This window comes from Allokutzneria sp. A3M-2-11 16, assembly GCF_024213555.1.
GTDB lineage: Bacteria > Actinomycetota > Actinomycetes > Mycobacteriales > Pseudonocardiaceae > Allokutzneria.
Genome location: NZ_JANAVO010000001.1, coordinates 3,058,554 through 3,070,888 on the forward strand (window position 1 = coordinate 3,058,554; position 12,335 = coordinate 3,070,888).

Annotated in this window: 17 protein-coding genes; 9 read left to right on the forward strand and 8 right to left on the reverse strand. The window is 69.7% G+C overall.

All coding sequences use genetic code 11. From position 1 onward, the window contains the following. The first annotated feature begins 54 nt into the window (after positions 1–54). Entirely contained in the window at positions 55–723 is a 669-nt protein-coding gene (locus tag NLX83_RS15255) for a GTP pyrophosphokinase (protein WP_254235491.1), read from the forward strand. A 262-nt stretch (positions 724–985) separates the two neighbouring features. On the opposite strand, the gene NLX83_RS15260 is transcribed toward NLX83_RS15255, so the two are convergent. The 4 genes from NLX83_RS15260 to NLX83_RS15275 are packed head-to-tail and all read right to left on the reverse strand — an operon-like array spanning position 986 to position 4,012. Then, complete coding sequence (locus tag NLX83_RS15260) at positions 986–2,005, reverse strand: FecCD family ABC transporter permease (RefSeq protein WP_254235492.1); 1,020 nt, start codon at positions 2,003–2,005, stop codon at positions 986–988. Then, the gene (locus NLX83_RS15265) at positions 2,005–3,003 is read right to left on the reverse strand and encodes a FecCD family ABC transporter permease (protein ID WP_254235493.1); all 999 of its coding nucleotides are present in this window, start codon (positions 3,001–3,003) and stop codon (positions 2,005–2,007) included. The genes NLX83_RS15260 and NLX83_RS15265 overlap by 1 nt, the downstream gene beginning before the upstream one ends. Further along, the gene (locus NLX83_RS15270) at positions 3,000–3,227 is read right to left on the reverse strand and encodes a hypothetical protein (RefSeq protein WP_254235494.1); all 228 of its coding nucleotides are present in this window, start codon (positions 3,225–3,227) and stop codon (positions 3,000–3,002) included. Before NLX83_RS15270 ends, NLX83_RS15265 begins: the two co-directional genes overlap by 4 nt. Further along, positions 3,140–4,012 (reverse strand): ABC transporter substrate-binding protein, encoded by an 873-nt coding sequence (locus NLX83_RS15275; protein WP_254235495.1) that lies wholly within the window; start codon positions 4,010–4,012, stop codon positions 3,140–3,142. Before NLX83_RS15275 ends, NLX83_RS15270 begins: the two co-directional genes overlap by 88 nt. A 114-nt stretch (positions 4,013–4,126) precedes the next feature. On the opposite strand from NLX83_RS15275, the gene NLX83_RS15280 reads away from it, so the two are divergent. The 4 genes from NLX83_RS15280 (at position 4,127) to NLX83_RS15295 (ending at position 6,085) form a co-directional block, all read left to right on the forward strand. Next, entirely contained in the window at positions 4,127–4,678 is a 552-nt protein-coding gene (locus NLX83_RS15280; RefSeq protein ID WP_254235496.1) for an RNA polymerase sigma factor, read from the forward strand. Beyond that, a complete protein-coding gene (locus NLX83_RS15285) occupies positions 4,675–5,253 on the forward strand; it encodes a hypothetical protein (RefSeq protein ID WP_254235497.1) in 579 nt (192 codons plus the stop codon). The genes NLX83_RS15280 and NLX83_RS15285 overlap by 4 nt, the downstream gene beginning before the upstream one ends. A gap of 42 nt (positions 5,254–5,295) precedes the next feature. After that, a complete protein-coding gene (locus tag NLX83_RS15290; protein WP_254235498.1) occupies positions 5,296–5,553 on the forward strand; it encodes a hypothetical protein in 258 nt (85 codons plus the stop codon). 163 nt (positions 5,554–5,716) lie between these two features. Beyond that, positions 5,717–6,085 (forward strand): PPOX class F420-dependent oxidoreductase, encoded by a 369-nt coding sequence (locus NLX83_RS15295; protein ID WP_254235499.1) that lies wholly within the window; start codon positions 5,717–5,719, stop codon positions 6,083–6,085. Here the strand turns inward: NLX83_RS15295 and NLX83_RS15300 are convergent. Next, positions 6,069–6,800 carry an SDR family oxidoreductase gene (locus NLX83_RS15300; protein ID WP_254235500.1) on the reverse strand — a complete coding sequence of 244 codons (732 nt, stop codon included), beginning with the start codon at positions 6,798–6,800 and terminating at the stop codon, positions 6,069–6,071. The two genes, NLX83_RS15295 and NLX83_RS15300, sit on opposite strands and share 17 nt — an antisense overlap. Continuing rightward, positions 6,797–7,486: a TetR/AcrR family transcriptional regulator gene (locus NLX83_RS15305; RefSeq protein WP_254235501.1), complete on the reverse strand. Its 690-nt coding sequence runs from the start codon at positions 7,484–7,486 to the stop codon at positions 6,797–6,799. Before NLX83_RS15305 ends, NLX83_RS15300 begins: the two co-directional genes overlap by 4 nt. A gap of 45 nt (positions 7,487–7,531) precedes the next feature. Here NLX83_RS15305 and NLX83_RS15310 point away from each other — a divergent pair, with 45 nt between their 5' ends. Both NLX83_RS15310 and NLX83_RS15315 read left to right on the forward strand, forming a co-directional pair. Beyond that, complete coding sequence (locus tag NLX83_RS15310; RefSeq protein ID WP_254235502.1) at positions 7,532–7,969, forward strand: GNAT family N-acetyltransferase; 438 nt, start codon at positions 7,532–7,534, stop codon at positions 7,967–7,969. A gap of 74 nt (positions 7,970–8,043) precedes the next feature. Further along, the gene (locus NLX83_RS15315; RefSeq protein WP_254235503.1) at positions 8,044–8,412 is read left to right on the forward strand and encodes a hypothetical protein; all 369 of its coding nucleotides are present in this window, start codon (positions 8,044–8,046) and stop codon (positions 8,410–8,412) included. Positions 8,413–8,649: 237 nt separating this feature from the next. Here NLX83_RS15315 and NLX83_RS15320 read toward each other — a convergent pair whose 3' ends face one another. Beyond that, positions 8,650–9,267, reverse strand: a complete 618-nt coding sequence (locus NLX83_RS15320) for an NAD(P)-dependent oxidoreductase (protein WP_254235504.1) — start codon at positions 9,265–9,267, stop codon at positions 8,650–8,652. After that, positions 9,170–10,126, reverse strand: a complete 957-nt coding sequence (locus NLX83_RS15325) for an EamA family transporter (RefSeq protein ID WP_254235505.1) — start codon at positions 10,124–10,126, stop codon at positions 9,170–9,172. Before NLX83_RS15325 ends, NLX83_RS15320 begins: the two co-directional genes overlap by 98 nt. A 54-nt stretch (positions 10,127–10,180) precedes the next feature. Between NLX83_RS15325 and NLX83_RS15330 the strand changes: the two genes are divergently transcribed. Continuing rightward, a complete protein-coding gene (locus NLX83_RS15330; protein ID WP_254235506.1) occupies positions 10,181–10,669 on the forward strand; it encodes a MarR family winged helix-turn-helix transcriptional regulator in 489 nt (162 codons plus the stop codon). A gap of 81 nt (positions 10,670–10,750) precedes the next feature. Further along, the gene (locus NLX83_RS15335) at positions 10,751–12,331 is read left to right on the forward strand and encodes an alkaline phosphatase D family protein (protein ID WP_254235507.1); all 1,581 of its coding nucleotides are present in this window, start codon (positions 10,751–10,753) and stop codon (positions 12,329–12,331) included. Positions 12,332–12,335 lie beyond the last annotated feature (4 nt).

Sequence of the window (12,335 nt, forward strand, 5' to 3'; positions counted from 1 at the left end):
CGTTCGTTGGGAGTGGTGGCAGTGCCGCCGGTGGGGGACGGAAAGACAGTTGTGATGGAGACGACCGGGGAGAACCCACTGGTGCGCCGTTCGCGCTCGGAGCTGGTCGGGCCGCCGGTGTTCGAGGACTACCGCAGACTGTCCCAGTTCCTGCTGGTGTACAAGTTCGCCGTCGAGGAGCTGATGACGAAGCTGCGCATCCTCAGCGAGGAGTTCGACTTCGTCCACCGGCACGACCCGATCGAGCACATCACCCACCGCGTCAAGCGCCCCGAGGCGATCGTGGAGAAGCTGCGCCGCAAGGGACTGCGCCCGGACCTCGACACCATCGCCGAGCACCTCGACGACGTCGCCGGGGTGCGCGTGGTGTGCCCGTTCGTCTCCGACGTCTACGGCGTCCAGGAGATGCTCGGCCGCCAGCACGACGTGAAGATCCTGCGCACCAAGGACTACATTGCCTCGCCCAAGCCCAACGGCTACCGCAGCCTGCACCTGATCGTGCAGATCCCGGTGTTCCTGTCCGACCGCGTCGAGCACGTCAAGGTCGAGGTGCAGATGCGCACCATCGCGATGGACTTCTGGGCGACCCTGGAGCACAAGCTGTTCTACAAGTACGACGACCAGGTGCCCGCCGACTTCGCCGACGAGTTGGCCAGCACAGCCGCCGTCGCCGCGCAGCTCGACGCCCGGATGGAGTCACTGCACCGCCGCCTGCACCGCTGAGACGATCGCTGTGCTCAGTGATCGGCGCGGCGATCCGCGGGTGCGTGAGTAAACTCTGCCCATGCACTCCACGCGCCCCTCCACCCCAGCCAGGGCGGGCGTCGTCTGGAGAACTTCCGTTTCGTACTCATTACGGGAAAGAGAGCGCTCCAACTCCCCGTTTTGAGTACGAAACGGGATTTTGGGCTGCGCGGATGTTCTGGCGGGCGGGCGTGAAGATCGTTGGTGACGGCTTGTGGGACGTGGCCGTTGGCTGAGGCGGTCAGAGGCGGCCGCGGCGCCATTCGCGGACGAGGAGCCACGCGAGGTAGGTGCCGCCGATGGCGCTGGTGAGGATGCCGACGGGCAGGGGACTCGCGAAGAGGCGCTGTACGGCCAGATCGCCAGCCACCAACAGCAGCGCGCCGGTGGCCGCGGCGGCGGTCAGGCCGGAGCCGGGGGCGGCGGTGAGCTTGCGGGCCAGTTGCGGGGCGGTCAGCGCGACGAAGGCGATCGGGCCCGCGGCGGCGGTGGCGACGGCGGCGAGGGTGACGCTGATGGCGAGGAGGGCGAGCCGGGTGATCTCCACGGGGACGCCGAGCGCGCGAGCCTTGTCGTCGCCAAGCTCCAAGAGCGCCAGCTTCTGTCCGAAGTAGACGGTCGGCGGCAGGAGCAGGGCGAGGGCGATCAGCAGCGGGACGACCTGGTTCCAGGTGCGGCCGTTGAGGGTGCCGGTGATCCACGTCTGCGCGGCGATGGCGCCGGTCAGTGACGCGCGGGTGACGAGGTAGTTGTTGGCGGCCAACAGCATCGCGCTCAGGCCGATGCCGATGAGCACGAGCCGGAAGCCCTGCACGCCGCGCCGGAACGCCAGCAGGTAGGCGAGGGCAGCGGTCAGCATGCCGCCTGCCAGCGCGCCGAGCGAGATCTCCGCCATGCTGCCCTGGAACAGCAGGATGACGATGAGCGCCCCGGTCGCCGAACCGTGGGCGAAGCCGATGAAGTCGGGGCTGCCCAAGGGATTGCGGGTCAAGCTCTGCAACACGGCCCCGCTCAGCGCGAGCGCGGCGCCGACCAGGATCGCGATCAGCACACGGGGCAGCCGCAGGCGGTTGACGATGAACTCGGTCGCCGGATCGCCGAAACCGAGGACGGTGCGCACGACCTCCGACACCGACAGCGGGAAGTCACCGGTGGTCATGCTGATCGCCGCGAGCACGAAGGTCAGCAGCAGCAACGTGATCACGACGGTCACCGAGCGCGGGTGCACGCGCAGGGAAACGGCGCGGAAACGAATGATCATCAGAACCTGCCAGGGGAACTGCGGCGGCACAGTGCGATGAACACCGGGGCCCCGATGAACGCGGTGACGATGCCGACCTGGAGCTCGGCGGGCGCGATGACCAGACGGCCGATGATGTCCGCGCCCACCAGCAGGATCGGCGCCAGCACTGCCGAATAGGGGAGTACCCATCGCTGGTCGGAGCCGACGATGAGGCGCGCGGCGTGCGGCACGGCGAGGCCGACGAAGCCGATCGGGCCCGCCGCGGCGGTGGCCGCTCCACAAAGGACGGTCACGGCGACAACGCCGAGCACGCGGGTTCGGCCGACGTGCGCGCCGAGCGCCTTGCCGACCTGGTCGCCGAGCGCGAGCGCGTTGAGCGGGCGAGCCAGCAGCAACGCGATCGGGATGCCCGCCAACAGGAACGGCGCGACCTGGGCGAGCACGTCGGAGCCGCGCCCGGCGAGCGCGCCGACCTCCCAGAACCGGAACTGCCCGAAGGACTGCGGGCTGAGCAGCAGCATCGCGGAGTTGAACGCGTACAGGGTCGCGGTGATCGCCGCCCCGGCCAGCACGAGGCGTTCCGGGGTGGCCCGACCGCGCCCGCTCGCGCCGAGCAGGTAGACCACCACGGAGGCCGCCGCCGCGCCCACGAACGCGATCCAGACGTGCCCCGACACGGTGCTCACGCCGAGGAAGGCGATGCCCGCGACCACGGCGGTCGACGCGCCCAAGGTCACGCCGAGCAGGCCGGGGTCGGCGAGCGGGTTGCGGGTGAGCGCCTGCATCAGCGCGCCCGACAACCCGAGCGCCGCGCCGACCAGGACGCCGAGCAGCGTCCTGGGCAGCCGCACGTCGTGCACGGTGACGGCTTCGACGGAGCCGTCGTGGTGCCACAACACCCGCCACAGCTGGGAAAGCGGGATGTTCCGCAACCCCAGCCAGACGCTGAGCACGATGACCACGCCGAGCGCGACCACCGCGACGACGAGGCCGAGACCCCGGAGAGCGGGCCTCACTTCACCTTGCTCGCGAGCAGCGGGACGAGCTTGTCGATGGCGTAGGGGATCGACAGCACGGTGTTGAACGAGATGGCCGCACCGATCGGCGGCTCGTTGTACGGCACGAACAGGTCGCGCTTGTCCTGGGCCACCTTCAGCTTGCGGTACAGCGGTTCGTCGCGGACCCGCTGCGAGGCGACCTCGTCCTCGGACAGCCAGACGAGCAGGTCCACGTCGAGCATGTCCAGGCCTCGGAACCGAGACTGATGATGTTCTCGCTCTTCGGCACGTCCAGCAGCTTCTGCGGCATCTTGAAGCCCGACTCGACCAGGAACGCGGCCTTCGGGTCGTGCGCGGCGAAGGCGGCGTAGTTACCGGGCTCGAAGGTGTCGGAGACGATCGCGGTCCTGCCCGCGAACGCGGGATTCTCCTTGCGCACCTTGGCAAAGCGGTCGCTGATGTCGGTGATCAGCTTCTCCCCGGTCGCGCCCTTGCCGAGCGCCCTGGTGAGGTTGCGGGTCATCTCCTGCCAGGGCGCGGCGTAGTCGGCGAACTTCGCGGACTGCGCGACCACCGGGACGCCGAGCTGGCTGAGCGTGTCGTACTGCTCCCTCTTCATCCCCGAGTACTGGGCGATGATCAGGTCGGGGCGCAGCCGGGCGATCTTCTCCAGGTTGTACTCGTCGCGCTCGCCGACGATCTCCGGCGCGGTGCCGCCCCACAGCGGCTGGGTCCACGGCCACTTGCCGAACGGGCGCTCCTTGAACCAGTCGACGACGCCGACCGGCTTGACGCCGACGGCGAGCGCCACGTCCTGGTCGGACAGGCCGAGGGTCACCACGCGCTGCGGCGGGGCCTTCACCTCGGTGACGCCGTACTTGTGCTCCACGCGCACCGGGAACACGCCGTCGACCGCGGGCGCCGTGCCTCCGGTGTCACCCGCCTGAGGGGTTGCCGCGCCACTGCACGCGGTCAGGACTGCGGTCAACGCTAGCGCGCTGATCAGGCGTAAGGGCACTCTGGGCATGGGGCTTCCCTTCGGCGTGTAACCCGTTTGAGGGAAGGCTAACCTAAGCTGCGTAACGCGGAGGCGGGCGGCGTCCAAGAACGGTCGTCACGTACATCTCGAGACGGGTGAGAGATGACCGACTTCGCGCGAATAGGCCGAGATCCCGCCGCGTTCGAGGAGTTCTACCGCGAGCACGTCCAGGCGGTGCAGCGGTTCGTCGCGCGCCGCGTCGACGATCCGCACCTCGCCGCCGACCTCACCGCGGACGTGTTCCTCGCGGTGATCGACACGGCGCACACCTTCCGCGCCGATCGGGGCGAGCCCGCGCGCTGGCTCTACGGGGTCGCGCGCAACGTGGTGGCGGGCGAACTGCGGCGGCGGGCGCGGGGACTGCGGGCGACGAGCCGGATCGCCGGGCGGGCCCTGCTCGACGAGGACGACATCGCCGTGCTTGAGGCGCGGATCGACGCGGCGAGCCAGGCGCGGACGCTGTACCTGGCGATGGACCGGCTCTCCGATGGGGAGCGGGCTGTGCTCGAACTGGTCGCGCTCGACGGGCTGACCGTCCAGGACGCCGCGAAGGCGCTGGGCATCCGGGCCGGGACCGCGAGGGTGCGGCTGCACCGCGCGCGGCGGCTGATGCGTGATCACCTCGCCCCTTCCACCGCGGAGGTCCTGCCATGAACGAGCGTTTCGAAGACAGGTTGCTGACCGAGCTGAAGCAGGTCGTCGCGGAGCGGGAACCCGTTCGCCCGGCAACCAGGTGGCGACCCGTCGTCGTCGCGGCCGGGCTCGTGGTCGCCGCAGGAGTCGCCGTGCCGACGCTGCTCACGGGTGGCGGGGCGGCGTACGCGCTGGAGAAGCAGCAGGACGGCACCGTGCGCGTGGAGATCAAGGAACTCAGCGACGCGGCGGGGCTGGAGCGCAGGCTCGGGGAGCTGGGCATCAAGGCGAAGGTCGACTACCTGCCCGCGGGCAAGACCTGCCGGGCGCCGCGGTTCACCCCGACGCGGGGCACGTCGGCCGGAATGCTGTCCAGCGGGCTCAGCAGCTCCGAGGCGGCGGGGACGGCGGCGGTGTTCACCTTCAACCCGGCGGAGTTCACCGGCGACCGCTCGGTGGTGATCGAAACGTCCGGAGGCGGGGACGTCTCCGCGCTCCAGGTCAGCTTCGCCGAAGGCCCGGTCGGGGTGTGCGTGCCGGTTCCGAGCCCGCCCGGCCAGAACGGGAACGGCACTGGCAGCGGCGGGTCGCGGTAGGCTCGGCGGGGTCCCAGCCCCGAGCCCTGAGCGGACGGAGCGATGAAGCAGTTGCCCATGAAGGAGCGCTCCGGCAGCCAGGCTTGGCTAGGGCCCATCTCCCTGGGGCTGGCGGTCGCCAGCTGGGTGTTCCCCTATGTGAACCTGGCGCTCGTCGCCGCCGCGTGCGTGTGCGGCACCGTTTCGATCGTCACCAGGAAGTGGCACAGCATCGACTGGACCGCCGTCGCGGGCATCACCCTCGCGCTCGGTCAGGCGGTGCTCGCGCTGCTGGTGTTCGCCACGTCGCTGCACCCATAGCTGGTTCGTCGGTCTTCAAGTACCCCGAACCCCCGCTCCAGCGGTCGCTAACCGCTACCCACCTCGGCGGTGCGGTGGGGTTGGTGGCGGTTAGAGACGTTGTGGGGCGGGGTGCGTTGTACTTGAAGACGGGGGTACTTCGGCGTGGGGGAGGTTGAGGCCGATGGACGAGGAGTACTTCGCGCTGCGGACGTACAAGAAGGACGGGACCGCGGTGGTGGGGCCGATCTGGCTCGCGCCAGCGGGGGATCGGATGTACGGCTACACGCCTGGGCAGTCGTGGAAGGTCAAGCGGTTGCGACGCGATCCGCGGGTCGAGATCGCGCCGTCGGACTTCCACGGGAACCCGCACGGCGAATGGCGGAGCGGGCGGGCGCGGGTGTTGCCGCCGGGCGAGCTGCGCACCGCCAAGCGCGCGATGACCGCCAAGTACGGCAACAAGTTCCGGTGGTTCACCATCGTGCTGATGCTCGGCAGGGGGCGGCGCAACGGCGGCGCGGCCGTGGGGATCGAGATCAGCCTGCCGGAGTGAGGTAGTCCGCCCCGCCGACGTAGACGGTGTGCCCGGTCGCCACAGGCTCCACCGCCGCCCTGGCCACCGCCTCGGCGAACTCGGCCACGGTGGGCAGGCTCCGCACCTCGGCGCGGCGCGCGTCGACGATGCCCGGCTCCGCGCGGTCGAGCAGCGTGACTGTGATCGTCCCCTCGATCATGTCGCCCGACACGACGACGAGCCCGACACCGCGTTCGCTCAGCAGCGGGATGCGCGCGCGGAGTTCGTCCTCGCCGGACCGCTTGCTCGCGGCGACGGCTTCGTAGGACGCGTAGCTCGGGCGCTGACCGTGGAAGTGCGCCTGGTGGCTCGTCACGAACACCACGCGGGAGAGCGCGGGCATCAACGGCAGCGCCATCTCCACCGCGCGCACCTGTGCGTCCCGGTTGAGGCGCATCGCGTAGTCCGGGTCCCTATTGCGTTCCATGCCTCCGGAAGCGTTGAGCACCAATGCATCCAGCCGTCCACAACGTTCGAACATCGCGGCGACCGCGTCAGGATCGGTGAGGTCGGCCTTGACTGCCTCGGCGCTGCCACGTGCTTCTACGATGTCGGCCACCACGCGGTCGGCGCGCTTCGCCTTGTCCCGGTAGTTCACGAAGACGTGCGCTCCGGAAGCGGCGAGCAGGCGCGCGGTCTCGGCGCCGACGCCGCGCGACGCACCCGTCACGAGCACCACTCGGCCCGTCATCATTTCTTTCTCCCCAAGGCCTTCAGGCGCTCCGCCGCCGCAGTGACCCCGTCCAGCAGCTCCGCGCTGCGCGGCACGCGACGACGGGGGAGGTGGGTGTTGAGCGCGGCCCCGAAGCCCACCATGCGCACGGTCGCGTCGATGATCTCGTTCACGTCGTCCGGCCACGGCAGGGCGGGCTGAGTGATCAACAGCGCGGCGCAGCCGTGCACGGCCGTCCACATCGTCAGCGCCAGGGTGTCCGGATTCCCTTGCAGTACACCGCTTTCCACGCATGCGGTGACCGCGTTCACCATGTGCCCGAAGCACGCTTTGGACGCCTCGGTGGACGCGGAGGGCCGCATCATCAGCAAGCGGTACTGCACCGGATGATCGAGCGCGAAGTGCACGTACGCCCGCCCGCACTCGCCGAGCGCGATGAGCGGGTCGGTGACGCGGCCGACCGCCTCGCGGATGCGGTTGCCCAGCTCGTCCCACACCCGCAGGCAGACCGCCTCGATCAGCGCTTCCTTGCCGCTGAAGTGCAGGTACACCGAGGGCGTCGTGACCCTGGTCCGCTGGGCCACCGAGCGCAGCGTGATCGCGCCCTCGTCGCCGGTCTCCACGAGCAGTTGCTCGGCGTTGCGCAGGATCTCCTCGCGCAGCCGTGCGCCGTCGCCCGGCCTGGCCCGGGCCCTCCTGGCTTCCACGCCCCTATGTTGACGTCGTTAAGTTGACAGTGTCAAGCTGCGTTCATGATGGAGATCGCCCCGTTGGTCCCTGCCGACCGCGAGAGATGGGAAGTCCTGGCCCGCCGCTACAAGGACTTCTACAAGACGGTCGAATCCGACGAGGGCTACGACCGGACCTGGCAGCGCCTGCTGGACGGCCGGGACGTGCACGGGATCGCCGCGCACGTCGACGGTCGGCTGGTCGGGATCGCGCACTTCCTCTTCCACTCGACGGTGTGGATGGACGATTCCTGTTACCTCCAGGACCTTTTCGTCGATGAGGCGGCGCGCGGTCACGGTGTGGCGCGTGCACTCATCGAGCGGGTGGAGGAGGCGGCGCGGGACCGCGAATGTCCTCGCCTGTACTGGCAGACGCATCAGGACAACGCCACGGCCCGCGCGCTCTACGACAAGGTCGCCACCTTCGGTGGGATGATCGTTTACGTACGACGCTTGGGGTGAGGCCGAAATGTGAGATCAACGTCCGCGTGATCCCGCATACTTCGCAGCGATTCCCGTTGCTGCGAAAGGAAAACATGAAGATCAAGCGCATGCGGCTCACAGCGGTGCTTCCGGTCGTCGTCACCGCCGCGGTGGTGCTGGTGGCCCCGTCCGCCGCCGCCGCGCCCGCCGCCTGTCCCAATCCCGCCGCGTCGGACAAGGACTCCGGCTGGGGCACCACGAAGGACAGCACCGGCGGCCCGATCCGGGTCGGCGCGAGCACCGGATGCGCCACGCGGTTCTGGCCGATGATCGACGACAAGCTCTTCTACCACTGCTACACGGTCAACAGCGCTGGCCAGAAGTGGACGCACGTCCGCCCCGACGTGCCGAACAGCACGGACAAACAGGGCTGGGTGCTTTCAAGCCAACTGGACGACGGCGGCTCGACCAAGCGTTGCTAGACCCCGCCCTGCAAGCGGTCCCCCAACGATCGTGACGCCCCCCGAACCATCCCCAGCGCAGCCCAAAATCCCGTTTCGTACTCTAAACGGGTTTTTGGAGCGCTCTTTTTCCCGTTATGAGTACGAAACGGGGTTCTCTAGACGGCGCCCGCCGTGGATGGGGTGAGCGGGCGGGTGTGGGGCATGGGACAGAGTTTACTTGGTGTGCGGAGTGCTGGGGGACTTGCAGGACAGGGGCTAGTAGCCGACGGTGAACCTGGCGCGGTGGTGGCGCGGGCGCTCGGCCTCGTCGAGCAGCGCCACCGCCAGGTCCTCCATGGAGATCGCCGAGTTCCCGTCGGCGTCCACGATCAGCTCGTCCCGGCCCAACCGGTAGCTCCCGGTCCGCACACCGGGCTCCAAGAGCGCGGGCGGGCTCAGATATGCCCAATCCACAACGGTTTCCGCCTGGCAGACCGCCAGCTGCGCGGTGCACGCCTCGGCGATCGCGCGGATCTCCGGGGGTAAGTTCGGATCGTCGAGCACGGTCCCGCCGGTGCCCGGCACGGTGAGGCTCGACGCGCCGCCGACTACCAGCAGGCGCACGCCCGTCTCGGCGAGCCCGGCCAGCACCGCCTTCGCCGTGACGACGAGGTCGGCCTCGCGTCCGGGCGCCGGGCGGGTCGCGCTGATCACGACGTCCTGTCCCGCGCTCAGCCGGACCACGTCGTCGATGTTCGCCGCATCGCCTTGGCGGAGCTCGGGAAAACGAGAGTTCTCACGCGTGACTCCGGTGACGGCGTGGCCGCGCGAGAGCGCCTCGGTCAGCACCCGGCTGCCCACGCCGCCCGCCGCTCCGAACACGGTGATCTTCATCAGGTGATGCCTTTCTGGTCTGGGCGAAGACGAGCGCGCCGAGCACGATGAGCGCGCCGATCGCTTGGAGGACGGTGAGTTCCTGGCCGAGCGCGAGCCAGCCGAGTGCGGTCGCGACCACTGGGCTGAGCTGGCCGAGGAAGGTGACCTGGGTGGGGGCGAGCTCGCGAATTCCCCGGAACCACAAGGCGTACGCGAACGCCGCGCCGATGATGGAGAGGTAGCCGTAGCCGAGCAGGTTCGTCGCGCTCAGCTCCGCGGGCGGCGGTCCCTCGACCAGCAGTGTGACGGGGATCAGCACGATCCCGCCCGCGATGAGCTGCCAGCCCGTGGTCGCCAGTACCGGGGCGGGCGAGGTCCAGCGCTTGCTGAGCACGACCCCGGCGGCCATGACGACCGCGCTGGCCACCGCCGCCGCGATCCCGATCCCGTCCAGCCGCGCCTCGGCCCGCAGCACGAGCAGGCCGACCCCGACGATCGCGGCGACCGCCGCCACGACGGTCCGCGCCGACATGCGCTGGCCGAGCAGAGCTGCGGAGAAACCGGCCACCAGCAACGGTTGCAGCGCGCCGACGGTGGCCGCGATGCCGCCGGGCAGCCGGTACGCGGCGATGAACAGCAGCGCGAGGAACGCCCCGATGTTGAGCGTGCCGAGCACCGCCGCGCGCCACCACCAGGAGCCGGACGGCAGCCGCCGGGTGATCGCCAGGAGCAGCAGCCCGGCGGGCAGGGCGCGCAGCGTCGCCGCCAGCAGCGGCCGGTCCGGCGGTAAGAACTCCGTGGTGACCAGGTACGTCGTACCCCAGATGGCCGGGGCCAGGGCGGTCACCGCGATCAGGCCGACCCGATTGTTTAGCACTAAGATAAAGTAGCTTAGCGCTAAGAGATCTGGCAAGGGCGCTACGCTCATGCCATGGCGGACCACGTCGACCACGTGCTGGCGCAGTGGGCTGAACAGCGCCCTGACCTGGATGTATCCCCGATGGCGGTGATCGGCAGGCTGAGCCGCGCGGCCCTCGGCGTCGGCGCCGAGCTCAAGCGCGTGTTCGCCGAGCACGACCTCGACCGGGCGTCCTTCGACGTGCTCGCCACGCTGCGCCGCAACGGCCCGGAGCGCTGCATGACCCCGGCCGAGCTGACCCGGTCGGCGATGGTCACCTCGGGCGCGATCACCCAGCGCCTGGACCGCCTCCAGGCGCGCGGCCTGGTCAGCCGCACGCCGAGCGACACCGACGGGCGCGTGGTGCTGGTCCGGCTCACCGACGAGGGCCGCGACCTGATCGACCGCGTCCTGCCCGACCACGTGGAGAACGAGCGGCGAATCCTCAGCGGGCTGACCGGTGCCGAGCAGGACCAGCTGGCCGAGCTCCTCCGCAAGCTGCTGGAGACCTTCGAGATGTGACGGTTCCGGGCCAGGCGAAACCCCGGCCGCATCAGGACATCTTTGTTGTTGACGGGGTGCGCGCCTCTTAACGTCCGCGAGGTGACCCGCAACCAGACCCGGCGGAAGTTCCTGACGGCCAGCGGTGTGGCTGCGGGACTCGCGATCTCCGGTGCGCTCCCGGGCATCGGAACCTCCAACGCCTCCACCGTCGAGGTGGACCGGCTCCGCGACTACCCCTTCCGGCTCGGCATCGCCTCCGGTGACCCGTTGCCCGACTCGGTGGTGCTCTGGACCAGGCTCGCGCCGCACCCGCTCGACCCGTTCGGCGGCGTGAACGACCGCCCGGTCGCCGTGGTCTGGCAGGTCGCCGAGGACGAGCGGTTCCGCCGCGTCGTCCGCACCGGTGTCGAGATCGCCAGGCGGGAGTCCTCGCACAGCGTCCACGTGGACGTGCGGGGCCTGCGGCCGTGGCGGCACTACTACTACCGCTTCATCGTCGGCGGGCACATCAGCCCGGTCGGCCGCACCCGGACCGCTCCCGCACCGCGACAAGCGTTGTCCGGCATGACTTTCGCCTTCGCGTCGTGCCAGGCGTGGTGGGAGGGCTTCTACACCGCCTACCGCGACATGGCGGCGAAGGACCACGACGTCGTCCTCCACCTCGGCGACTACATCTACGAGTACGGCGTGGGCGCGGACTCCGGTGTTCGTCGGCAACCCGTGCCCGTGGAGCTCACCCGCGAGACCATGACGCTCGACGAGTACCGCGGGCGATATGCGCTCTACAAAACCGATCCGGACCTCCAAGCGGCGCACGCCGCCGCGCCGTGGGTCGTCACCGTCGACGACCACGAGGTGGAGAACAACTGGGCAGGCCCGATTTCGGAGAACAACGCGCCGCGCGAGGAGTTCCTCGTCCGCATGGCGAACGCGTTCCGCGCCTGGTACGAGCACACCCCGGTCCGGCTCGCGCAGGCGCCCAACGGGCCGGGAATCCAGCTGTACCGCCGTTTCCAGTACGGCGACCTGGTGCGCTTCAACCTGCTGGACACCCGCCAGTACCGCGATGACCAGGCGGGCGGCGACGGCGAGAAGCCGCCGAACCCCGGCTCGCTCGACCCGAAGCGGTCGATCACCGGTGCGGCGCAAGAGAAGTGGCTGCTGGACGGCATGGCGGAGAGGTCCGCGCGGTGGGAGGTGCTCGCGCACCAGACCGCCATCGCGCAGCTCGACGTCAAGGCCGGTCCGGACATGGTGGTGCCGATGGACACCTGGGACGGCTACGTGGCCTCTCGGAAGCGAATCCTCGGTGGCGCAAGGGAAAGAGGCGTTCGGAACCTCGTCAGCATCGCGGGCGACCTGCACCGCAGCGTCGCTTCCGAGCTGCGCGAGGACTACGCCGCTTCCACTCCCGTCGTGGGAACGGAGTTCGTCGGCACGTCGGTCACGTCCGGCCGCGACGGCATGGACCACGACCAGATCGGCCGCACCATCCTGGCGGAGAACCCGCACGTGAAGTTCCACAACTTCCAGCGCGGCTACGTCCGGTGCGAGGTGAACGCGGCGCAGTGGGTGGCTGACTACCGCGTCGCGGACCGTGTGACGGTGGCCGACGGAACGGTGAGTTCGCGGTCCAAGCTCATCGTCGAGGACGGCGTCCCCGCGATCCAGGTGAGGTGATCAG